Origin of the sequence: Okibacterium sp. HSC-33S16 (assembly GCF_024171565.1) — a bacterium.
Taxonomy (GTDB): Bacteria; Actinomycetota; Actinomycetes; order Actinomycetales; family Microbacteriaceae; genus Mycetocola_A.
Map to the genome: position 1 here is coordinate 297,042 of NZ_JALJZZ010000003.1, position 21,917 is coordinate 318,958.

Sequence of the window (21,917 nt, forward strand, 5' to 3'; positions counted from 1 at the left end):
GAGACTTAGGAACCGGGCTCTGGCGTGAGTTCCTCGGCCTCGGCCGGAGTCGCGGCGTCCACAGCTGGATTGTCGGCGACCTGGCCCGCCTGGTCACTGGGCTCGTCGGTTATGGCGTCGTCGTCCGCGGCGTTCGATTCGGCTGCATTCGATTCGGCGGCGTTCGATCCGGCGTCGTCCCCGGTCGCATTGCTTTCTGTTGAACCGGCACCGGAGTCATGAGACTCGGGGTCACCGGCCGCATCATCGGCCACAATGTCGGCGTCCTGCGGAATCGAGAAGTCGGTCAGCGGGTCGTTTGACGTCGCCGTGTTCTCAACCCCTTCGGTGCCCCCGCTTGCGGTGCCCGACGTGTCAGCGGTGTCGGCGCTGTCGACGTTGTCGAAGTTCGGGCCGGTTTCTGGAGTGTTCTGCGCATCGGTCATGGCTCGAGGCTACGTCGCACGGCACCCGACCGGCTACCCCTTGCGTCCGGGAAGCGATGTTTGCCACGACACCGGAAAATTATGCGAAATGAGAAACGGATGCTGGTGCGCACGACGTGCGCGACAGCATCCGTTCTCGAAATGATCTGTGGGGCTTAGACGCCGAGTGCGCTCTTGACCGCAATCAGCGACGGGTTGGTGGCCGAGGTGCCGTCGGGGTAGATGACGGTCGGCACCGTCTGGTTGCCGCCGTTGAGGCTCGCCACGAGCTCAGCGGTACCGGGCACCTCTTCAATGTTGACCTCGGTGTAGCCGATCCCTTCCTTATCGAGCTGGCTCTTCAGCCGCGCACAGTAGCCGCACCACCCGGTCGAAAACATCGTGATGGTGCCGTTTTCGGGGACATAGCTGGGGGCTGTGCTCATGAGGTTCGCTTCTTCCGTTGTGGGATGTGTTGACGCTGATGCGCCGGGAGCGCCGCCCGGTTAGAGCCTCGCCCGCGCTTCGCGCTATTGTCGATGCAGCAACGACGCTGCACTTTTCATTCCCGACTGTTTCATTCCCCCACTGTATGAGGAACGTATCCCTATGAGAATTGGTGTGCTCACCAGCGGCGGCGACTGCCCCGGACTCAATGCTGTCATTCGCGGAGCTGTGCTCAAGGGCACCAAGATTCACAACCAGGAGTTCGTCGGAATTCGCGACGGCTGGAAGGGTGTCGTTGAGGGACTGACCATGCCGCTCGACCGCCACAGTGTGCGCGGGCTCGGCAAGCAGGGTGGGACGATCCTCGGCACCAGCCGCACCAACCCGTTCGAAGGACCGCACGGCGGGCCCGAGAACGTGCAGGCCACGCTCGACCGGCTCGGCATCGACGCGCTCATCGCCATCGGCGGCGAGGGCACCCTGGCCGCGGCGAAGCGGCTCACCGACGCTGGGCTCAAGATCGTCGGCGTTCCGAAGACCATCGACAACGACCTCGACGCCACCGACTACTCGTTTGGATTCGACACGGCCGTCGAGATTGCGACAGAGGCCATCGACCGCCTGCGCACCACCGGTGAGTCCCACCGCCGGTGCATGGTGGTCGAAGTGATGGGCCGCCACGTCGGCTGGATTGCCCTGCACTCGGGCATGGCTGCCGGCGCGCACGCCATCCTCATTCCCGAGCAGCCGCAGTCGATCGACCAGATCTGCGAGTGGGCGAAGAGCGTCGGCGACCGTGGTCGGGCACCGGTCATCGTCGTGTCGGAGGGCTTCACCCTCGACACCATGGAAAGCGCACACTCTGAGAAGGGTCTGGATGCGTTCAACCGCCCACGCCTCGGCGGCATTGCCGATGTGCTCGCGCCGATCATCGAGGAGCGCACGGGCATCGAGTCACGGGCCACAGTGCTCGGGCACCTGCAGCGCGGCGGCGTGCCGAGTGCGTACGACCGTGTGCTGGCCACGCGACTCGGCATGGCGGCGATCGACTCGGTCATGAACGAAGAGTGGGGCACCATGGTGGCCCTCCGCGGAACGAACCTCGTCAACGTGCCGTTTGCCGATGCGCTCGGCGGACTCAAGACCGTGCCGCAGGAACGCTACGACGAGGCCGCGATCCTCTTCGGGTAGTCCCGCTCTCTGCGTCGTCTCGCGCGGGCTCCTTTACCGAGCGCTGCACATCCCTGCGAGTGCTGCAGAAGTTGCTGGAGCACTCGCAGGGAATCTGGCGCGCTCGCCGCTAATCGGCGAGGCCGAGCACCTTGAGCAGCCAGGCGAGCTCGTATGCGCGCTCATGCCAGGCGTTGTAGCGACCGCTGACGCCACCGTGGCCGGCGCTCATCTCAATCTTGAGCTGCGCTGGTGCCCCGACCTCTCGCAGTCGCGCGACCCACTTCGCGGGCTCGACGTAGAGCACGCGGGTGTCGTTGAGGCTCGTCACCGCGAGGATCGGCGGGTACGTGACGTCTTCACGTACGTTCTCGTACGGCGAGTATGACTTCATGTACGCGTACACCTCACCGTCCTCGAGCGGGTTTCCCCACTCGTCCCACTCGATGACGGTGAGCGGAAGGCTCGGGTCGAGAATGCTCGTGAGCGCGTCGACGAACGGTACCCCAGCCAGGATCCCGGCGAACAGCTCGGGGGCGAGGTTCGCCACAGCGCCCATGAGCAGGCCACCCGCGCTTCCGCCCTCGGCCACCATCTGCTCGGGCGTCGTGTAGCCCTCGGCAATGAGATGCCGGGCGCAGGCCACGAAGTCGGTGAACGTGTTTTTCTTCGATAGGGCTTTGCCATCCTCGTACCAGGCCCGGCCCAGCTCTCCGCCACCGCGCACATGGGCAATCGCGAAGGTGACTCCACGGTCGAGCAGGCTGAGCCGTGCCACCGAGAACGACGGGTCCATGCTCGCCTCATAGGAGCCGTAACCGTAGAGCTCGAGGGGGCCGGGGCGCGTCGCGACGTTCTTCTTCCAGACCAGCGAGATGGGCACCCGTGTACCGTCGTCGGCCACCGCCCACTCGCGCTTCTGGTCGTACTCGCCCGGGTCGTAACCGCCCAGCACCGGTTGCTGCTTGAGCTGGGTGAGTTCACCGGAACGCACGTCAAGGTTGTAGATCGTCGCCGGTGTCACGAGTGAGCCATAGCCGAGTCGAACGGTCGGTTGTGCCCACTCGGGGTTGTTTCCCGAGCCGACCGTGTACAGCGGCTCATCGAACGGCACCTCAGACACCGTCACGGTGTCGGGGGAGTGGACGCCGTCGAGGCTCGCGATGCCCAGCTGGCTGAGCCCGGCGCGGCGGTAGGACAGAACGAGGTGGCCGGCAAACGCCTCAACGTCTTCGAGCCGGATATCCGCGCTGTGTGCGCGCACGACGAGAGCGTCCTCTGGGCCGGTGCTGACAGCATCCGTTCGCAGAGCAACCAGCTCAAAGTTGGGTGCCGCGTCATTGTGGAGCAGCAGGAACCAGTCCTCGCCGCCGATCACCGCGTGCTCGACCGAATACTCGACGCCGTCACGCCGCGGCCAGAGCACCCGCGGCTCGGCGGTGGCATCGTCACCCGGGATCACGAGCCACTCGCTCGTCACACTCGACGACACGACGACGACGATGTATTTTGCGCTGCGGGTGACGCCGACACCGACCCAGAACCGTTCGTCGGGCTCGCTGAGCACGACCACGTCGGCACGCACCGGTGTCCCCACCTCGTGCCGCCACAGGGTGTCTGGGCGCCAGGACTCGTCGACCGTCGTGTAAAAGATGTACCGGCCGTCGGGGGAGAAGGTCGCACCGTGGCTGGTGTTCGGAATCTCGTCGGGGAGCTCCTCACCGGTGACCAGGTTGCGCACGCGGAGGGTGAACCGCTCGTCGCCTTCGGTGTCGACGGCCCAGGCCAGCAGTTCACCGTCCTGCGACACGTCGAAGGAGCCGAGCGAAAAGAAGTCGTGTCCTTCTGCTTCGACGTTTCCGTCGAGAAGTACCTGCTCGCTGACCACGTCGACGCCCGGTTCGAGGGCGGGGGGAGTCCAGTCGTCTGGGCCCGAGATCGGCGCGCGGCAGTGCAGCGCATACTCGGAGCCCTCAACGCTGCGCGAGTAGTACCACCAGTCACCTTCACGCACCGGCACGCTGAGGTCTGTCTCGAGGGTGCGGCCCTTGATCTCTTCGAAAAGCGTCTGCCGCAGCGGCGCGAGTGCCGAGTTCTCGGCCTCGGTGTACGCGTTCTCGGCCTCGAGGTGCGCGATCACTTCCGGGTTGTCCTTCTCGCGCAGCCACTCATAGTTGTCGACAACAGTGTCGCCGTGGTGCTGTCGAGTTGCGGGGCGCTTCGGGGCGATCGGTGCGAGTTCATTCGGCATGACTTCACGCTACCGGGACTAGGGTCGAAGGCATGACTCTTCCCGCCCCGCACCTCCTCAATGACGGCTCCCAGCTTCCGGCGATCGGATTCGGGACGTATCCCCTCACCGGTTCAGAGGGAGCGGATGCCGTGAGCTCGGCTCTCGAGATCGGCTATCGATTGATCGATACGGCGGTGAACTACGGCAATGAGGACGTGGTCGGCCGGGCCATCGCGGCCAGTGACGTGCCGCGGTCCGAGATCGTGGTCACCACCAAGCTCCCCGGCAGGGACCACGGCTATGACGAGACACTGCGTTCGTTTGAGGCCTCAGCCGAAGCGCTCGGGCTCGAGACCATCGACCTCTACCTCATTCACTGGCCGAACCCCTCCGTAGGAAAGTTCGCGGAGAGCTGGAAGGCCATGGTGCAACTGCAGAAGGACCACCGGGTGCGCTCGATTGGAGTGTCGAACTTTACCGAGGCGTTTCTCGAGCGGCTCGGGGCGGAGACCGGGGTGCTCCCCGCGGTCAACCAGATCGAGGTGCACCCATACTTCCCGCAGGACGCGCTCGTCGAGTACCACCGCGAGCACGGAATCCTGACCGAGGCGTGGAGCCCCCTCGGCAAGCGTGCGGCGCCCTACCAGGAGCAGGTGATCGCCGACATCGCGAATGCACACGGCATCACCCCGACGCAGGCCGTGCTGCGCTGGCACGTTCAGCGGGGCATTGTTCCGCTGCCGAAGTCGGCCAACCCCGAGCGCCAACGTTCCAACTTCGAGATGCCCGGCGACGACCTCACGGTCGACGAGATCGCCGCCATCACCGCCCTGGGCAAGCCAGACGGGCGCCTCTTCGGCGGAGACCCCAACACCCACGAGGAGATGTAGGTCTCCTAGGCTGGGGCCATGACGTCGACGCCGAGATGCCCCTCCCGACCACCCGTCCGTTCGCTGTTCGTCCGGGCGGCGGCCATTGCCGTGGCGCTTGGTGCTGTCCTCGCCGGCCCAATATTCGCGCCGGCTTCACCGGCTGCTGCCGTGCCCAGCGTCCGCTCGGACGTGTCCGACTTCACCTTCAGTTCCTTCGAGGGTGAATACACCCTGGGGAAAGACGACGAGGGGCGCTCGACGCTGACATCTGTCGAGACCTTCGTCGCTGAGTTTCCGGACGCCGACCAGAACAAGGGGATCATTCGCGCGATCCCCGAAGGGTACCTCGGCGTCAACCTGCACACCGAGATCGTCTCGGTGACCGACGCCGACGGCAATGCTGTGCCATACGACGACAGCGAGACCGAGGACGGTTTCATTCAACTCGCTCTGGGCACCGACGACTATGTACGCGGAACGCAGACGTACGTGATCGAGTACACCCAGAGGGATGCCGTGCGTGCTTTTGCAGACACGGCGGTGGATGAGCTGTATTGGGATGCGCCCGGGACCGGTTGGGACCAGCCATTTGCCGAGGCTCAGATGCGCATTGTTGTTCCCGAGGAGCTAGCCGAGGAACTGACGGGGAACTCAGCGTGCTACGTCGGTCAGCAGGGGTCACCGAGAGCGTGCGACGTCGCCGAAACGCGCACGGATGGTGCGACGGTCTTCGCTACTCCCCGCACCGCGCTGGCCCCAGGTGAGAACTTTTCACTCTCGGTCGCCTTTGACAAGGGCACGTTTGTCACCCCGGAGATTCCGTCAACCTGGCCGATATTCACCGTGGTTCCTATTGGCGTCTCCCTGGTCGGCGTCGGAACGCTGATCGCGGCACTAGTTCTTCGCCGTCGAAGTACGGCAGACGCGCCCGGACGCGGAATAGTCATTCCGCAGTACACCGTGCCACGCGGCCTCGACATTTTCGTGGCCGCTGATCTCATCGCGAAGACGGCGAAAGCAATGCCTGCCGTTCTCCTGAGCCTCGCGGTCAGAGGCAACCTGCGCATCATCGACGACGGCGAACAAGCGTCGTTCCTGCGAGCGAACAAACGAGAGTACCGATTGCAATTCATGACGGATGCCGGTGCGTCGGCTGCTGATCGTGAAATTCTCGACGCCCTCTTCAGCCCCCGGCGGCGCCCGGGTACGATGAAGGACCTCAACGCGAGCGATGCTGCCCTGGCGAAGGCCGTGCAGGGGTTCATTGCCGGCGCCCCCGTACTGTCCGTCGACGCGGGCCTCCGGGTGAAGAAGACCGTTGCCGGCCGACGCTGGATTGTCATACTGGCGCTCGCTGTGCTTCTCGCGACGGTAGGGCTCTTCGGCTTCGCTCTCGCCCTGTATGGCGTCAATGCCTGGGTGGCTCTCTCGCTGGTCGTCACGATGATCGCCGTGATCTCCAGCTTCATCGCCATCACCTCGCGCAACGCGCTCACGCCGCAGGGTGCCGAAGTCCGTGAGTACCTCCTCGGCCTCCGTGATTATCTCGAGCTCGCCGAGGCAGACCGCATCGCGATGCTGCAGAGCCCGGCCGGTGCCCAACGGGTCAGTGTCGAGGACACCGTCGACGCGGCCGACACGATGCAGATGGTGAAGTTCTACGAAAAGCTGCTGCCCTTTGCGGTGTTGTGGGGCGTTGACGAGCAATGGTCGAAAGAATTGGGTCGATACTACGAACAATCTGCAACCGGTCCCGACTGGTATTCGAGCCGGTCCGGCTTCAGCCCAGTGAGCTTTTCTGCCGGCCTTGGCACATTCACCACGTCGTCCGGATCATCCACCCCGTGGTCGGCCAGTGCGACCGCGAGCAGTTCGGGCGGATCAGGTGGCGGAGGATTTTCCGGTGGCGGTGGAGGAGGGGGCGGAGGAGGCGGTCGCTGAGCATTCGCCTAACCGAGCGTCTCAAGTTGACGCGACTCCCGAGGGGTGTAATCATCGTTTACGGCCCCTCAACTGGCAACCTTGATTACATGAACTCCCGGTGAAAATACATCCGGGAGAGCTGTGCGCGGGGAAGTCCCTACTCAGAGAACTATGCCGGTGGATATCACCCTCATTATTGTGCTTGTCATTGCACTAGCCCTTTTCTTCGACTTCACCAACGGATTCCACGACACGGCGAACGCCATGGCGACGCCGATCGCAACCGGGGCTCTCAAGCCCAAGGTTGCCGTTGGCCTCGCGGCGATCCTCAACCTGGTTGGTGCGTTCCTTTCGACCGAGGTGGCCAAGACCATCTCCGGCGGAATCATCCGTGAAGGGGACGGCGGCGTCCTCATCACGCCGGAACTCATCTTCGCCGGACTGATCGGCGCGATCGTCTGGAATATGCTGACCTGGCTGCTCGGCCTGCCGTCGAGCTCGTCGCACGCCCTCTTCGGTGGGCTCATCGGAGCGGCCCTCGTCGGCTTCGGAACCGGCGCCATCGACTTCGGCGTGCTCCTGTCGAAAGTCATTCTCCCCGCACTCCTGGCGCCGCTCACCGCGGGCCTGATCGCGTTCGCGGCCACCAAGCTCGCCTACGGCATCACGCGCCGCTATGACGGCAAGCCCGATGGTCGATCCGGCTTCCGGTATGGGCAGATCTTCTCGTCGTCACTTGTCGCGCTCGCGCACGGTACTAACGACGCACAGAAGACGATGGGCGTCATCACCCTTGCGCTGATCTCGGTTAACCTGCTCGGGCCGGACGACGGTGTTCCCTTCTGGGTCGTCGTCGTCTGCGCACTGGCCATCGCGCTCGGCACCTACGTCGGCGGCTGGCGCATCATCAAGACGCTCGGAACCGGACTCACCGATGTGAAGCCCGCCCAGGGATTCTCGGCAGAAACCAGCACGGCAGCGACCATCCTGGCCTCCAGCCACCTGGGATTTGCTCTATCCACAACGCAGGTCGCGTCGGGTTCGGTGATCGGTTCCGGTCTCGGGCGACGCGGTTCGACGGTTCGCTGGGGTACTGCTGGCCGCATCGCTATCGGTTGGCTCCTCACCCTGCCAGCGGCGGGCATCGTTGGTGCACTTGCGGCTCTGGTCGCCCACCTCGGTACCTGGGGCGTGATCATCGACGCGGTCGTTGGTGTCGGCACCATCGTCTTCATCTTCCTCTGGTCACGGCGTGACCAGATTGGCCACCACAATGTCGTCAGCGAGGTTGCAGCGTCCGGTGAGGCCGTGGCGATCGCTCGCAAGTCAAAGAAGAAGAAGGTCGCGAAGTGATCGACTGGATGGGGTTCGTCATCGTCCTCTTCGCTGCGCTCGTTGGAGCCGTTGTCGTTGTGGGGTTGTATGCCTTCGGGCTCAAGATGCTGGTTCGGGCGGGTCGCGTTCCGGTCGTCACCCCAGCGACGTTCACCGATGCGATCACGGTCCTGACTCCGGCGGAGATCAAGTCCGCGGAGAAGAAGGCCGCTAAGGCTGCGCGGAAGAACCCGCTCTCGGCCGGACAGAAGCGCGTCGCCCTGATCGCCGCATACGGGTCTTTCGTTCTCTGCGCTGCTGCCGTGCTCTTCGGCATCTACCTCATCGTTCCGGCGCTGCACGGGGGATAAGCCGCGACAACATCGTGTTTCGACGCAACAGGGCCCGCGCTGCGAGAAGCAGTGCGGGCCCTGTGTGGCAGTGAGGCTATTCGGTGCCGCGCAGTCGAGCGAGCGTGTTCATCAGGTGGTAGACCACGATGGCCGCAATCGTGCCGAGGGCGATGCCGTTGAAGATGACATCGCCGAACTGCAGCGTGTAGTTGGCAATTCCGAGGATGAGTGCGATGGCCGCAGTGAACTGGTTCTTCGGAAGCGCGAAATCCACGCGGTTGTCGATCCAGATCTTCACCCCGATGATTCCGATCAGGCCGTACAACGCCGTGGTGACTCCACCCAGCACACCGGCGGGAATGGTGTTGATGACGGCTCCCACCTTGGGCGACAGTCCCAGCAGGATGGCGAAGATTCCGGCGACCCAGTATGCGGCAGTTGAGTAGACCCTCGTTGCGGCCATGACCCCGATGTTCTCGCCGTAGGTTGTGGTGGCGGAACCGCCGCCCATACCGGCTACGACGGTCGCAAGTCCGTCCGCGAAGAGACCGCGACCGGTGAGCGTGTTGATGGTCGGCTCTTCGGTCATCTGCGCAACGCCGCGGATGTGTCCCACGTTCTCTGCGACGAGCACGAGAACGACGGGAAGGAATGCAGGAAGCACGGCCCAGAGCGCCGAGTCAGTGAATGGGTTGCCGGGCATGGCGAATTGTGGGAGGCCGACCCATGCGGCCTCGCCGACCGCGGAGAAGTCGATTTCGCCGGAGATCGCTGCTGCGATGTACCCCACGATCACTCCGAGCAGGATCGACATCCGGCCGAGAATTCCCCGGAACAGGACCGAGGCGAGGATGACCGCCGCGAGTGTGATCGTTGCGGTGACCGGTGCTACCTGGAAGTTGTTCCATGCAGCAGGCCCGAGGTTGAAGCCGATGAGGGCAACGATGGCCCCGGCAACAACGGGCGGCATGAGTGAGTTAATCCAGCCGACACCGGTAAATTGCACCAGCAATCCAACGAGCGCGAGCAGGAGTCCGACGATGACGATGCCGAAGAGCGCACTGCCCATGCCCTGCGCCGTGGTTGCCACGGTGATCGGCGCGATGAACGCGAACGACGAGCCGAGGTAACTGGGCAGCCTGTTCTTCGTGATGAGGAGGAACAGCAGAGTTCCAACTCCCGAGAACAGCAGCGTCGTCGACGGCGGGAAACCGGTGAGGATCGGCACGAGGAACGTCGCGCCGAACATCGCGACGACGTGTTGGGCACCGAGCCCAATAGTGCGTGGCCAGGTCAGGCGTTCGGCCGGCCCGACGACTTCACGTGCTCCGACATCTTTTCCGTCACCGTGCAATTTCCAGGGCAGGGCCATTCGATCTCTTCTCTCCGGGGGATTGGTCCTCCGTCACAGTACTGGCAAACCGGCTCCGTGCGCAGACGAGCATGGAGCGGGCAATAAACTGTCAGTCTGCGCAGGCTACTTGTCGCCAGCGCGTCCCCGGTCCGCGTCCCCGTGCCGTGAGCTGGGTCTTCCCCTCCAACTCCTTTTTCGGAAAGGCCCCTGAGTGGCATCCACATCTGCGCCAACCATCAAAGATCGCATCGACCGATTCTTCGAAATCACGAAGCGAGGATCCACCTTCAGCGGGGAACTCCGCGGGGGCGTTGTCACCTTCGTTGCGATGGCCTACATCGTTGTCCTCAACCCGATCATCCTTTCGGGTGGCGTCGACGTCGACGGTAAGTCGCTCGACTTCGCCCAACTCTCGGCGGTCACGGCACTCACCGCCGGCGTGATGACGATCCTGTTCGGTCTCATCGCGCGGCTGCCATTCGCGTTCGCAGCGGGACTCGGCATTAACTCGTTCCTCGCGTTCAGCGTGGTCGGGCAGGTCACCTGGGCCGAAGCAATGGGCCTCGTGGTCATCAATGGCCTCTTCATCGTCCTGCTCGCTGCCACCGGTCTGCGACGGCTGATTTTTGAGGCGGTTCCGATCCAGCTCAAGATCGGCATCACGGTCGGTATCGGTCTCTTCATCGCCTTCATCGGTCTCGTCAATGCGGGCTTCGTCACCTCGACCGGCCAGGCATCCCCGCCGATCGGGCTGGGCCTTGGCGGCTCGGTTGCCACGGTACCGACCCTCATCTTCGTGATCACCGTCCTGCTCGGTGGGGTTCTGGTCGCCCGCAAGGTTAAAGGCGCACTGCTCATCGCCATCCTCACGGGAACCGTGATCGCGGTGATCTCCGAGGCGTTCTGGCCGGTGGGGTCCTCCGCGGACAACCCCGGTGGCTGGAGCCTCTCCGTCCCCGCGCTGCCCAGCCAGATCTTCAGCGCCCCTGACCTCGGGCTCATCGGAGCATTCAACTTCGGCAGCTTTGAGCGCATCGGAATCCTCGCCGCGCTCATGCTCGTCTTCACCCTCGTGTTCACCAACTTCTTCGATGCCATGGGAACCATGACTGGGCTGAGCAAGGAAGCAGACGTCGCTGACGAGAAGGGCAACTTCCCCCGCCTCAAGTCGGCTCTCATCGTCGAAGGTGTCGGAGCCGTCGCCGGTGGTGCGGCATCGGCCTCGTCGAACACCGTCTTCGTCGAGTCCGGCGCCGGTATCGGAGAGGGAGCGCGCACCGGCCTGGCCAACATCGTCACCGGTGTGCTGTTCCTCCTGGCCATGTTCCTCACGCCGCTCACGAGCATCGTGCCGAGCGAGGTCGCCTCTGCTGCCCTCGTCCTCGTGGGTGCCATGATGATGGCGCAGATCAAGGACATCGTGTGGACCGACTTCTCGGTCAGCTTCCCCGTGTTCGTGACCATCGCCGTGATGCCGTTCACCTTCTCGATCGCCAACGGTATCGGCGCCGGCTTTATCGCCTGGGTCGTCCTTCGCGCATTCAGCGGCAAGGCTCGCGAGATCAGCCCGCTGCTCTGGGTGGTCGCCCTGGGCTTCCTGGTTTTCTTCGCACGCGGCCCGATCGAGGCGCTTTTCGCCTAACAATCCGGCGTGCAGAGCGGGTCGCCGGAGCAGTCCGGCGTGCAGAGCGGGTCGCCGGAGCAGTCCGGCGGCCCGCTCTGTGTAAATCGCGACATGCGAAGTCATTCGTCGGCGCGGTGTCGGCTGCCGGAACTAGGCTGACCCCATGGTTCAGCTCGGTCAGTATCCACCCGCGCGCCAGGTGCTTGTTCACCTCAGCGACACCCATTTTCTACGCGATGGCGCCCTTCTGCATGGCGACCTTCCCACTGAATCCAACCTCGAACGCGCGCTCGAACAGGTGGAATCGATGGGCATTCGGCCCTCCGCTCTCGTTTTCACCGGTGACCTCACCGATCTCGGCGAAACGGATGCGTATGCGCGCCTTCGTGCGCGCGTTGAGCCGGTGGCGGAGCGGCTTGGTGCCCAGATCATCTGGCTGATGGGCAATCACGACGAGCGCGGGCCGATGCGCTCGGCACTGCTCGACCAGGAGCAGAGCGACGGCCCTCTTGATCAGGTGTGGGACCTGGGCGGGCTCCGATTCATCGGTCTTGACTCGAGCGTGCCCGGGTTTCACCACGGCGAGTTGTCCGACGCCCAGCTTGACTGGCTCGACGGTGTTCTCGACAGTCCGGCTCGATATGGCACCGTGATCGGAATGCATCACCCGCCGGTCCCCGCACCGCAGCCGCTGTTCGACCTGCTTGAGTTGCGCGACCAGCGCCCGTTTGCGGAGGTCCTTGCCGGCCGCGATGTTCGCGCGATCCTGGCTGGACACCTCCACTATGCGTTGCACTCGACGTTTGCCGACGTGCCCGTCTCTGTTGCGGCCGCGAGCTGCTACACCATGAACCTGTCGAACCCGCCGCGGGCGACGAACGGCATGAACGGTGGCCAGTCATTCAACCTCGTCCATGTGTACGACGAGCAGATCACCCACTCCGTGGTGCCGATCGGAGACTTTGCGACGGCAGACACCTTCACCGATGACTTCATCGCCGAGATGGAAGCCCTCTCTCCCGAGGAGCGCATCGAGGCGTTCTCCCGCAAACGCTGACCTCCACTCGGGTCACAGAGTGTGAGCGAACGGCTCTGCCACACCGGCGATTGAGCTCGAAATGAATGCCAATCCGGCCCGTCCGCCTGCCTGCGGAAAGAGGTACAGTCGAAGAGTCCGGCCACAAGCGAAACGACACAACAGGCAACGGAGCCACAGTGAGAAGCAGCATGCCCGCCACGAGCGGAATCATCATCGACGAAGAGAACACAGAGAGGTTCAGAGTGAATTCAGCGGGAGAAACTCGGACCGAAACCGACTCGCTCGGATCTCTGGAGATCCCGGCGGATGCGTACTGGGGCATCCACACGGCTCGGGCCCTCGAAAATTTTCCCATCTCCAAACGACCCATCTCGGTCTATCCCGACCTGGTCGGGGCCCTCGCCAGTGTGAAGCAGGCAGCCGCCCGCACCAACGTCGAACTTGGGGCGTTGAGCGCCGAAAAAGGTGCGCTCATCGACCAGGCCTGCCAGCGCGTCATCGACGGTGACTTCCACGACCAGTTCGTGGTCGGCGTCATCCAGGGTGGCGCTGGGACGTCCACCAACATGAACGCCAACGAGGTCATCACCAACATTGCGCTCGAACTGTCCGGTCGCGCCAAGGGGGACTACAGCTACCTGTCGCCGATCGACCACACAAACCGCAGCCAGTCGACCAACGATGTGTACCCGACGGCGATTAAGATCGCCCTGTCGTTCTCGTTGCAGACGCTGCTCGACGAGCTCGAGTACCTCAAGGACTCGTTCATCCGCAAGTCAGCGGAGTTCCGACACGTGTTGAAGGTGGGCCGCACGCAGCTGCAGGATGCCGTCCCGATGACCCTGGGACAGGAATTCCATGGCTTCGCCACGACCCTCGGTGAAGACCACGCCCGATTGAATGAGACCCGCTGGCTACTCGCCGAGATCAACCTCGGAGCGACCGCCATCGGTACCGGCATCACCGCAGACCCGCGCTACGCCTCCGCAGTGGTCAAACACCTCAACCGCATCACCGGCCTGACGCTCGAGACTGCGCCTGACCTCATTGAGGCCACAAGCGACGCGGGCGGATTCATGTCCTTCAGTGGAACGCTCAAGCGGTCGGCCATCAAGTTGTCGAAGATCTGCAACGACCTCCGCCTGCTGTCGAGCGGTCCGCAGGCCGGGCTCGGCGAAATCAACCTGCCACCGGTGCAGGCCGGATCCAGCATCATGCCGGGCAAGGTCAACCCGGTGATCCCCGAGGTGGTCAACCAGGTCGCGTTCTCCGTTGTCGGCGCCGACATGACCGTGACCATGGCTGCTGAAGCCGGCCAGTTGCAGCTGAACGCGTTCGAGCCGGTCATCGCCCACTCGCTGCTTCAGAGCATCACCTGGATGACCCAGGCCTGCCACACCCTCAGGGTCAACTGCATCGACGGCATCACGGCCAACCTGGAACGGTTGGAAACCATGGTGGGGTCATCGGTTGGCGTAATCACGGCACTCACTCCGTTCATCGGCTACTCGGCCGCTGCGGCCCTCGCGAAGACCGCACTGCTCACTCGTCGCAACATCGCTGACCTGGTGGTCGAATCCGAGCTCATGACGCGCGAAGAGGTGACTCGGCAACTGTCTCCCGCTCGACTGTCCGGGCTCGAGGCCGTGACAACCGCCATTCCCATCATTGACGGCCCCGAGCGCCTGCGCGCTGTAGGCGACGAGGTTACGACGTCGGTGGAGGGCTCGAACCTGTCTTAACCGGACGAAGGCCCGAGCACGTGCTGTGCTCGGGCCTTCGTCATGCCTGCGGTCAGTGCATCCGGCAGTGTGTCGTGAGCTCACCAACGCCCTCAACCGCAACCGTGACGGTCGATCGGTCGCGCAGGAATACCTGCGGCTCGCGGGAGTACCCTGCTCCGCCGGGGCTTCCCGTCGAGATCAGGGTTCCGGGCAGCAGAGTTGCGGAGCGTGAGAGGTGGGCGATGAGTTTCGCGACACTGCGCACCATCAGGCCCGTCGTCGAGTCCTGCATGAGGTGACCGTCGAGCCTGGTGGACACGTGCAGGGCCTGCGGGTCGGCGATCTCGTCCCGTGTCACGACGGTTGGCCCGGTTGGTGTGAAGCCATCGAACGACTTACAGCGACTCCACTGCGTCTCCGAGAATTGGATGTCTCGAGCCGTGATGTCATTAACGACGGTGTAACCGAAAACGTAATCGAGGGCATCCGCTTCAGAAACGTTCTTTGCTGGCGTGCCGATGATGACGCCGAGTTCGGCCTCATAGTCGATCGATTCGCTGAGCGACCGCGGCCAGGCCGTTGTTCCGTCGTGGCCGGACAAGGAATTGGGCCAGAGCGAGAAAACCGTCGGAGCGGCATCCGCCTTGACATTGAGCTCGGAAGAGTGGGCCGAATAGTTGAGGCCGATGGCGATGATCTGCGGGGGCCGAAGCACCGCGGAAGCGTGGGTCAAGCCGGAGATCGAGGTGAGTTCGACTCCCTGCGCGAGAGCGGCATCGGACAGCGCCTTCACCCGGGCGAACTCGTCGTCGCCGCGTTCGAGGAGTTCCTGCAGGTCGGCGGGCGCATCGTCGAGAATCTCATCGAGGAAAAGTGCTCCGTTGCCGACGACCACCGCCAATCGAGCGCGGGAGGTTCCGGGGGAGGTCGGGTGGGCGTCATCGATCAGGTGTGCAAATCTCACTACCTTAGGCTAGCCGACCCCGCGCTGTCTCCCGTGAGCTCGAAACTGAGGAAACAACTACTCTGTGGTGATGGCGAACGAGTTTCCCGGCGGTTCCCGGTCCACCCCTCACCCTTCCCGTTCCGGCGGAACACCAGCGCGCCACCAGCCGCTGCAGATCTACACCGGGTCCGCCTTTTCCCATCCGGCGGGCTTCGGCCAGCCGACACACACCCAACCGGTCGCACCGCCGTCCTGGGTCCAACCGGTGTGGACTCAACCGGTCTCCCGCGCGTCTGCCGGTGCGGTCTTCGGCATCATCGGTGTCGCGCTTTTGTCGCTCGTCCTGCTGTGTGTTCTGGCTTATTTTGTGGTCTTCCTTGGCCCGGCCGCGACCGTGGTTGGGTTTGTCATCGCGCTGTTCCCGCTTGCCATCGTGCTTGCCGCGATTCGGTGGATTGACCGCTGGGAACCGGAACCTCGACTTGCGCTGCTGTTCGGCTTCCTCTGGGGCGCCGCCGCGTCTATCGCCATTGCGCTCCTCGTCGGACTCACCATCGAAGTCGCTGCCGTGGTCGCAACCGGTGAAAGCACAGGAACGTTCCTGCAGGCAGCGGTTCAGGCGCCGATCGTTGAGGAGACCGCGAAGGGCATCGGCGTGCTGATCCTGTTCTTCGCAACACGCAAGCACTTCACGGGACCGGTCGACGGGCTTGTCTACGCCGCGATCGTCGCTGCGGGATTCGCCTTCACGGAGAACATCCAGTACTTCGCGGTCGCCCTGGTTGAAGGCGGCGTCGGTGAACTCACAGCGACATTCTTCATGCGCGCTGTGCTTTCTCCGTTTGCTCACATCACCTTCACCGCACTGACCGGATTGGCGATCGGAGTTGCCGCGCTGCGCAACGGCAGGGGAGTGATCGGGTGGTTCACCCTCGGCCTTCTCGGTGCTATTTTCCTGCACTCGCTCTGGAACGCCTCGGCCTTCTTCATCTCCTCGCTCGAGTCGTACGCGCTCTACTATGCGTTGATCCAGGTTCCGATTTTCGTGACACTCATCGTCATGACGATCCTCGTCCGTCGACACGAAATCCGGCTCACTCATGCGCGGCTCAGCGAGTATGCCGCTGCCGGGTGGTTCGTACCCGCGGAAGTCGAAATGCTGGCCTCGTGGTCGGGACGCAGGCAGGCCGTCTCGTGGGCGCGTACCCTGCCCGGAAACAAGTCGCGGGTGATGAAGCAGTTTGCGCAGGATGCCACACGGCTTGCGTTCACGCGTCAGCGGATCCTCACCGGTCGCAACGACCTCGTGTCCCGCATGACGGAGCAGGAGCTTCTCACCGCCGTCGCCAGTGACCGGCAGATTCTGCTCGGTCCGTGAACTCCGGCGAACCTCGGTGAGAACCACGGATTAAAGAACTCATCGCCCTGTGCTGCGGCAGTGCCGGCGAGTCGACGGGGCGATGAGTTACTCGTTATCAGGATGCACCCGGTGCCATCCGAACGCAAGGATTTTTTCCTGAGAGTGTGAGCATCGACTCCCTGTCGCTTTTGACGCGCGCCCACTGAGGCGGTTGTATTGTTCCATGACCGAAAACCAGAACACCAAGCCAGAGATTGACGCTCCAGAGGGACCGGCTCCCTCGGAGCTCGAGATCGTCGACATCACCGTCGGTGACGGTGATGAAGCACAGGCGTCCTCGACCGTCAACGTTCACTACCTCGGCGTCAGCTACGACACCGGTGACGAGTTCGACTCGTCGTGGAGCCGCGGCGAACCGATTAACTTCCCGCTCTCCAACCTCATCCGCGGGTGGCAGGAAGGTATCCCCGGCATGAAGGTCGGCGGACGTCGCAAGCTGATCTGCCCGCCGGCGCTCGCATACGGCCCGGCCGGTAGCGGACACCCGCTCAGCGGCCAGACGCTCATCTTCGTGATTGACCTCCTGGGCGTGAAGTAAGTCAGTGAACGTCTCAGAGCTCGTTCTTGAGCTGAGCGACACGATCCCCGACTTTCCGAAGTCGGGGATCGTGTTTCGTGACCTCACTCCTGTCTTTGCCGATGCGGATGCCTTCACTGCCGTGATCGATGATCTTGCGGCCCGATTCTCCGGTCAGTTTGACGCTGTTGCCGGCGTTGAGGCTCGAGGGTTCTTGCTCGCCGCCGCGCTCGCATATGCCGAGCACGTTCCTCTCGTCGCGGTGCGCAAGGCCGGCAAGCTGCCCGGCCACGTCCTGGCCGAGGACTACGCCCTCGAATACGGGACCGCGACACTGGAGATTCGCCCGGGCCAGCTCGCCGAGGGCAGTCGCGTTCTCATCGTCGATGACGTTCTGGCAACGGGCGGCAGCTCATCGGCAGCGGCACGACTGGTCGAACGATCCGGCTACACGGTTGCTGGCATCGGTCTTGTTCTTGAGCTTCAGGGACTCGGCGGTCGCGAGCGACTGTCCGCATACGACCTGTACTCGATCGTCGCTGAGCGCGGCTGAGCCCGCACCACCAACCCCGTTCGGAGAAATCCGAACGGGGTGTGTTGTTCCCCGCTCAGCGTTCGATCGTCCAGCTGGCGAGATAGAGCACGATCGTGATGAGCGGGAAGAAGCCCTGAAGGAGCGCCCCGCGCAGCCGACCCTTGCCGCTCGTCGCGAGCACGATCGCAGCGGCCAGCATGCAGGAGACGGCGAAGATACCGAGCGCGAACCCGGCATCGGTCCAACCGATCCCGTACATGATCGATCCCACCAAGGCGCCGATGGCAAGGAACAGGTTGTAGAAGCCTTGGTTGTACGCCAAAACGCGCGTGGTCTCGGCGTCCTCGGCGCTGGCCAGGCCGAATCGCTTCCACACGGCCGGACGGGTCCATGCGAGTGATTCCCAGTAGAAGATGAGCACGTGGATCGCGGCGGAGAGGGTAGCGGCGATCGTGATGAGGATGACCATGCGCGAAGCCTATTGCCGCGCGGCGCCAGCAGTCGGGATCTGCCCGTCGAGCGCTTCGGCGAGGCGCGGCACAGGAGACATTCTTCGATTCGGGCGGGAGCGCCGGCAACTAGTATGGGGAAAAACGGCCGGATGCCGAAGAACGTGCGCGTGCCACAGGAGAGATGTCATGGAATCGAAGAAACCCCAACTCGACAGCACCGACCGGGCCCTCCTTCGCGCTCTCTCGAGCAACGCGCGGGCGTCAGGATCCCAGCTGGCCGCTGACCTCGGCCTGGCCGAGTCCACCGTCTCGCTCCGACTGCGGCGACTGCACCAGTCCGGCCACATCACGGGCTACCACGCCGATATTGACCTCGCTGTGCTCGGCGCGCCACTGCAGGCACTCATCGCCGTGCAGCTGGCTCAGCACAACCGGGCCGACATCCAGAAGTTCCGCAAGGAAGCGCCCACCTGGCCGGGCGTTCTCTCGATGTTCCACATGGGCGGCCGCGACGACTACCTCATGCACGTTGCCGCTCGGAGCACCGCAGACCTTCGCGAATTCGTCGTGCAGTACCTCACCGGTCACCCGGCCGTCGCGCACACGGAGACCAACCTCGTCTTCGAACATGCGGCCGGCACGGGGTGGCAACAGCTTCTCGCCTGATTCGGGAATGCCGGGCCGACCGCACGCCTTGGACATTGTCGAAAGGTTGTGTTTGTGAAACTCTCTGTACTTGATCTCGTCCCCGTCCGCTCACGGCAATCCTCAGCCGATGCGCTCGCCGCATCGATTGACCTCGCGAAGGCCGCCGATGCCCTCGGCTACACCCGATACTGGGTGGCCGAACACCACAACATGCCGTCGGTCGCCTCGACGAATCCGGCCGTCATCATTGGCATCCTGGCCGCACACACCGATCGGATTCGCGTCGGCTCCGGCGGCGTCATGCTGCCGAACCACGCTCCGCTCGTCGTCGCCGAGCAGTTCGCGCTCCTCGAGGCCAGCGCTCCTGGTCGCATCGACCTGGGTATCGGACGTGCTCCGGGAAGCGACCCGGTGGTCACCGCCGTGCTGAACCGCTCCGGAGCGACGAGCGATGTCAATCAGTTCCCCAATTACGTCAGCGACATCATCGCGCTCCTCGGCGACGAGGGGGCCACGGTGCGGCTCACGAGCGGCCAGGAGTACGAGTTGCGCGCAACTCCGGCCGCGACCGGTACGCCTGACGTCTGGCTGCTCGGTTCGAGCGACTACTCCGCGACGCTCGCAGCGTCCCTCGGCCTGCCGTATGTGTTCGCCCATCACTTTGCCGGTCACGGCGCGGAGCGCGCCCTCGAGATATACCGTGGCCAGTTCCAGCCGTCGGAGATTCTCTCAGCCCCTCGCACTTTCGTCACAGCGAACGTCGTGGCGGCGCCGACCTCCGCAGAGGCGCTCGCGCTCGCGCTGCCGAACCTCCAGCACATGGCGCGGCTGCGCACCAACGAGAAGCTCGGCCGACTGGCGACCGTGGAGGAAGCCGCGAACACCACCATGTCGCCGTTGCAGGACGAGTTCATCCAGGCGTCGCTCGGCTCGTGGATCATCGACGAGCCCGTAGCGGCCGCCGAGCGGGTGCGCGAACTCGCGAAGCGGTTCGACGTGGATGAGGTCATGGTGTCGCCGGGCGCATCGGCATTCGAGGCCGACCCGCTTGCCGCGGCACCGGCTCGGGTGCAGACCCTCGAACTGCTCGCCGAGCAGTTGCTCCCGCGCTAGGGCCCATTCGGTCATCCCGGTGCCCCGAACACGCCAGAATAGGCAGATGACGTTACCCCCGAGCTCCCGACTGGCGAGGCTTGACGCGCTCCCGTTCACCCCGAAGCACAGGAAGCTCCTCGTCGGTTCCGGCCTGGGCTGGGCACTCGACGCCATGGACGTCGGGCTCATCTCCTTCGTCCTGGCACAGCTCGCGGTGACCTGGCAGCTCGGCAGTGCCGAACTCAGCTGGATCGCGTCGGCGGGCTTCGTGGGCATGGCCGTCGGCGCGAGCCTGGGCGGGTTGCTGGCCGACCGGCTCGGCCGCCGCCAGGTCTTCGCCATCACCCTGCTGATCTTCGGCATCGCGACGGGAGCCGCCGCGCTGTCCTGGTCGCTCGGTGTGCTCATCGTCCTCCGGTTCGTTGTCGGGCTGGGGCTCGGTGCCGAACTTCCGGTCGCGTCGACCTACATGTCGGAGTTCGCACCGCCCCGCATCCGCGGTCGCATCATCGTTTTACTTGAGGCGTTCTGGGCCGTCGGCTGGACCATCGCCGCCCTGATCGGCTACTTCATCGTTCCGCTCAGCGACAACGGCTGGCGCTGGGCGTTCGCCATCGGCGCGATTCCCGCCATTTACGCGGTGATCGTCCGGTTCGGCATGCCCGAGTCGGTCCGATTCCTGGAGTCCCGCGGTCGCACCGCCGAAGCCGAGGCAACGGTGCTGGCCTTCGAACAATCGGCAGGGCGAGCGGATGCCGTCACTCCCGTTCCCGAATCCGGTTCTGCCAGCGACGGCGTCGGTTCAGCAGACGACTCGCCTCTCGCCTCTGGCACAGCAGCCGAACCGACTGCTGCGGCCCTGCCCCCGCGACTGTCCGCGCGTCAACAGGTCGCTCTGCTCTGGGCCGGCCCGCACCGCCGACAGACCCTCGCCCTCTGGGTCGTCTGGTTCTGCGTCAACTTTTCCTACTACGGGGCGTTCGTTTGGCTCCCGTCGATCCTCGTGGCATCCGGGTTCTCGCTGGTGAAATCGTTCGAGTACACGCTCATCATCACGCTTGCGCAGTTGCCCGGGTACCTGGTCGCCGCATACCTCGTCGAGAAGTGGGGAAGGAATAAGACCCTCGCGGTCTTCCTCACCGGATCGGCGCTGTCTGCCGTTGCGTTCGGTATGGCGGGGCTCGAGTGGCAGGTGCTCGCGGCGGGCATGCTGCTCTCGTTCTTCAACCTCGGTGCGTGGGGCGCGCTCTACGCGGTGACACCCGAGCTGTATCCGACCGAGCTCCGTGCAACCGGAGCCGGCTGGGCGGCGGGAGTCGGCCGAATCGCGTCCATCATCGCGCCGCTGCTTGTGCCCGTTCTCAGCGGTGTCGGCGGAAGCGTGCTGCTGTTTAGCGTGTTCGCGGTGTTCTTCCTCGTGGCCGCCGGCGCAGCGCTGGGGCTCGCGGACAAGCGCGGCAAGGCGCTCGACGAAATCACGCCGGCGGTCGTTGAGCGCGTCTGATCAGAAAGTCGAGCTGGTTCCGCGGTCACGGCGAGAGGGCGTCGCTCGCTCGGGTGAGGGGTCGAGCGAGCGGACCCGGTCAACGAGTTCACGCCAGCCTCCGGTGAGCGACTGCTCGCCGATCACGGCTTCCCTCGGCTCAGGACGGGCGGCAGGAACCGGCTCGCACCGAATGCGGTAGGTGTAGCGGTCGGGTTGTGGCGCCTGCCGACGCTCGGCGTCCCAGGGCAGGTCGCGCAGCAGCGAGAGCCACGCGTCCTCGTCTGGCTGCTCGTCAACGCGCACTTCCCAGCGCGTCGACAACCCAGCGAAACCGCCGCTTCGGGTCACGGTCACCTTCATG

Annotated in this window: 21 protein-coding genes; 14 read left to right on the forward strand and 7 right to left on the reverse strand. The window is 64.3% G+C overall.

Going from position 1 to position 21,917, the window contains the following annotated elements; all coding sequences use genetic code 11:
- Nucleotides 1-5: 5 nt before the first annotated feature.
- Entirely contained in the window at nucleotides 6-425 is a 420-nt protein-coding gene (locus tag L1277_RS09755) for a hypothetical protein (RefSeq protein WP_253376186.1), read from the reverse strand.
- 155 nt (nucleotides 426-580) lie between these two features.
- On the reverse strand, nucleotides 581-850 hold the full coding sequence (locus L1277_RS09760; RefSeq protein ID WP_253376187.1) for a mycoredoxin: 270 nt from the start codon (nucleotides 848-850) through the stop codon (nucleotides 581-583).
- Nucleotides 851-1,013: 163 nt separating this feature from the next.
- On the opposite strand from L1277_RS09760, the gene L1277_RS09765 reads away from it, so the two are divergent.
- Nucleotides 1,014-2,042, forward strand: a complete 1,029-nt coding sequence (locus tag L1277_RS09765) for a 6-phosphofructokinase (RefSeq protein WP_253376188.1) — start codon at nucleotides 1,014-1,016, stop codon at nucleotides 2,040-2,042.
- Between the two features lie 109 nt (nucleotides 2,043-2,151).
- On the opposite strand, the gene L1277_RS09770 is transcribed toward L1277_RS09765, so the two are convergent.
- Nucleotides 2,152-4,272 carry a S9 family peptidase gene (locus tag L1277_RS09770; protein WP_253376189.1) on the reverse strand — a complete coding sequence of 707 codons (2,121 nt, stop codon included), beginning with the start codon at nucleotides 4,270-4,272 and terminating at the stop codon, nucleotides 2,152-2,154.
- Nucleotides 4,273-4,304: 32 nt separating this feature from the next.
- On the opposite strand from L1277_RS09770, the gene L1277_RS09775 reads away from it, so the two are divergent.
- The 4 genes from L1277_RS09775 to L1277_RS09790 all read left to right on the forward strand — a co-directional run bounded on the left by L1277_RS09775 (nucleotide 4,305) and on the right by L1277_RS09790 (nucleotide 8,734).
- Nucleotides 4,305-5,144: an aldo/keto reductase gene (locus tag L1277_RS09775; RefSeq protein ID WP_253376190.1), complete on the forward strand. Its 840-nt coding sequence runs from the start codon at nucleotides 4,305-4,307 to the stop codon at nucleotides 5,142-5,144.
- An 18-nt stretch (nucleotides 5,145-5,162) separates the two neighbouring features.
- Nucleotides 5,163-7,067 (forward strand): DUF2207 domain-containing protein, encoded by a 1,905-nt coding sequence (locus L1277_RS09780; protein ID WP_253376191.1) that lies wholly within the window; start codon nucleotides 5,163-5,165, stop codon nucleotides 7,065-7,067.
- A 159-nt stretch (nucleotides 7,068-7,226) separates the two neighbouring features.
- Nucleotides 7,227-8,402 carry an anion permease gene (locus L1277_RS09785; protein WP_308215091.1) on the forward strand — a complete coding sequence of 392 codons (1,176 nt, stop codon included), beginning with the start codon at nucleotides 7,227-7,229 and terminating at the stop codon, nucleotides 8,400-8,402.
- Nucleotides 8,399-8,734 (forward strand): peptidase, encoded by a 336-nt coding sequence (locus tag L1277_RS09790; protein WP_374110202.1) that lies wholly within the window; start codon nucleotides 8,399-8,401, stop codon nucleotides 8,732-8,734. Before L1277_RS09785 ends, L1277_RS09790 begins: the two co-directional genes overlap by 4 nt.
- A gap of 76 nt (nucleotides 8,735-8,810) precedes the next feature.
- On the opposite strand, the gene L1277_RS09795 is transcribed toward L1277_RS09790, so the two are convergent.
- On the reverse strand, nucleotides 8,811-10,088 hold the full coding sequence (locus L1277_RS09795; protein WP_253376193.1) for a uracil-xanthine permease family protein: 1,278 nt from the start codon (nucleotides 10,086-10,088) through the stop codon (nucleotides 8,811-8,813).
- Nucleotides 10,089-10,281: 193 nt separating this feature from the next.
- Here L1277_RS09795 and L1277_RS09800 point away from each other — a divergent pair, with 193 nt between their 5' ends.
- The 3 genes from L1277_RS09800 to L1277_RS09810 all read left to right on the forward strand — a co-directional run bounded on the left by L1277_RS09800 (nucleotide 10,282) and on the right by L1277_RS09810 (nucleotide 14,475).
- A complete protein-coding gene (locus tag L1277_RS09800) occupies nucleotides 10,282-11,712 on the forward strand; it encodes an NCS2 family permease (protein ID WP_253376194.1) in 1,431 nt (476 codons plus the stop codon).
- A gap of 145 nt (nucleotides 11,713-11,857) precedes the next feature.
- A complete protein-coding gene (locus tag L1277_RS09805; RefSeq protein ID WP_253376195.1) occupies nucleotides 11,858-12,751 on the forward strand; it encodes a metallophosphoesterase in 894 nt (297 codons plus the stop codon).
- Between the two features lie 170 nt (nucleotides 12,752-12,921).
- Complete coding sequence (locus L1277_RS09810) at nucleotides 12,922-14,475, forward strand: aspartate ammonia-lyase (protein WP_256481629.1); 1,554 nt, start codon at nucleotides 12,922-12,924, stop codon at nucleotides 14,473-14,475.
- A 52-nt stretch (nucleotides 14,476-14,527) separates the two neighbouring features.
- Here L1277_RS09810 and L1277_RS09815 read toward each other — a convergent pair whose 3' ends face one another.
- Complete coding sequence (locus tag L1277_RS09815; protein ID WP_253376197.1) at nucleotides 14,528-15,421, reverse strand: fumarylacetoacetate hydrolase family protein; 894 nt, start codon at nucleotides 15,419-15,421, stop codon at nucleotides 14,528-14,530.
- A 70-nt stretch (nucleotides 15,422-15,491) separates the two neighbouring features.
- On the opposite strand from L1277_RS09815, the gene L1277_RS09820 reads away from it, so the two are divergent.
- From L1277_RS09820 to L1277_RS09830, 3 genes are all read left to right on the forward strand, one after another.
- Nucleotides 15,492-16,781, forward strand: a complete 1,290-nt coding sequence (locus tag L1277_RS09820) for a PrsW family intramembrane metalloprotease (protein WP_253376198.1) — start codon at nucleotides 15,492-15,494, stop codon at nucleotides 16,779-16,781.
- A 205-nt stretch (nucleotides 16,782-16,986) separates the two neighbouring features.
- Nucleotides 16,987-17,361 (forward strand): FKBP-type peptidyl-prolyl cis-trans isomerase, encoded by a 375-nt coding sequence (locus tag L1277_RS09825; protein ID WP_253376199.1) that lies wholly within the window; start codon nucleotides 16,987-16,989, stop codon nucleotides 17,359-17,361.
- A 4-nt stretch (nucleotides 17,362-17,365) separates the two neighbouring features.
- Nucleotides 17,366-17,893: an adenine phosphoribosyltransferase gene (locus L1277_RS09830; protein ID WP_253376200.1), complete on the forward strand. Its 528-nt coding sequence runs from the start codon at nucleotides 17,366-17,368 to the stop codon at nucleotides 17,891-17,893.
- Nucleotides 17,894-17,948: 55 nt separating this feature from the next.
- On the opposite strand, the gene L1277_RS09835 is transcribed toward L1277_RS09830, so the two are convergent.
- The gene (locus L1277_RS09835) at nucleotides 17,949-18,344 is read right to left on the reverse strand and encodes a DUF1304 domain-containing protein (RefSeq protein ID WP_253376201.1); all 396 of its coding nucleotides are present in this window, start codon (nucleotides 18,342-18,344) and stop codon (nucleotides 17,949-17,951) included.
- A gap of 169 nt (nucleotides 18,345-18,513) precedes the next feature.
- On the opposite strand from L1277_RS09835, the gene L1277_RS09840 reads away from it, so the two are divergent.
- The 3 genes from L1277_RS09840 to L1277_RS09850 are packed head-to-tail and all read left to right on the forward strand — an operon-like array spanning nucleotide 18,514 to nucleotide 21,574.
- Nucleotides 18,514-18,993, forward strand: coding sequence for an Lrp/AsnC family transcriptional regulator (locus tag L1277_RS09840; protein ID WP_121660248.1), 480 nt, complete (start codon nucleotides 18,514-18,516; stop codon nucleotides 18,991-18,993).
- 54 nt (nucleotides 18,994-19,047) lie between these two features.
- Entirely contained in the window at nucleotides 19,048-20,088 is a 1,041-nt protein-coding gene (locus L1277_RS09845; protein WP_253376202.1) for an LLM class flavin-dependent oxidoreductase, read from the forward strand.
- 46 nt (nucleotides 20,089-20,134) lie between these two features.
- Entirely contained in the window at nucleotides 20,135-21,574 is a 1,440-nt protein-coding gene (locus tag L1277_RS09850; protein ID WP_253376203.1) for an MFS transporter, read from the forward strand.
- On the opposite strand, the gene L1277_RS09855 is transcribed toward L1277_RS09850, so the two are convergent.
- Nucleotides 21,575-21,916, reverse strand: a complete 342-nt coding sequence (locus L1277_RS09855) for a protealysin inhibitor emfourin (RefSeq protein WP_253376204.1) — start codon at nucleotides 21,914-21,916, stop codon at nucleotides 21,575-21,577.
- Nucleotide 21,917 lies beyond the last annotated feature (1 nt).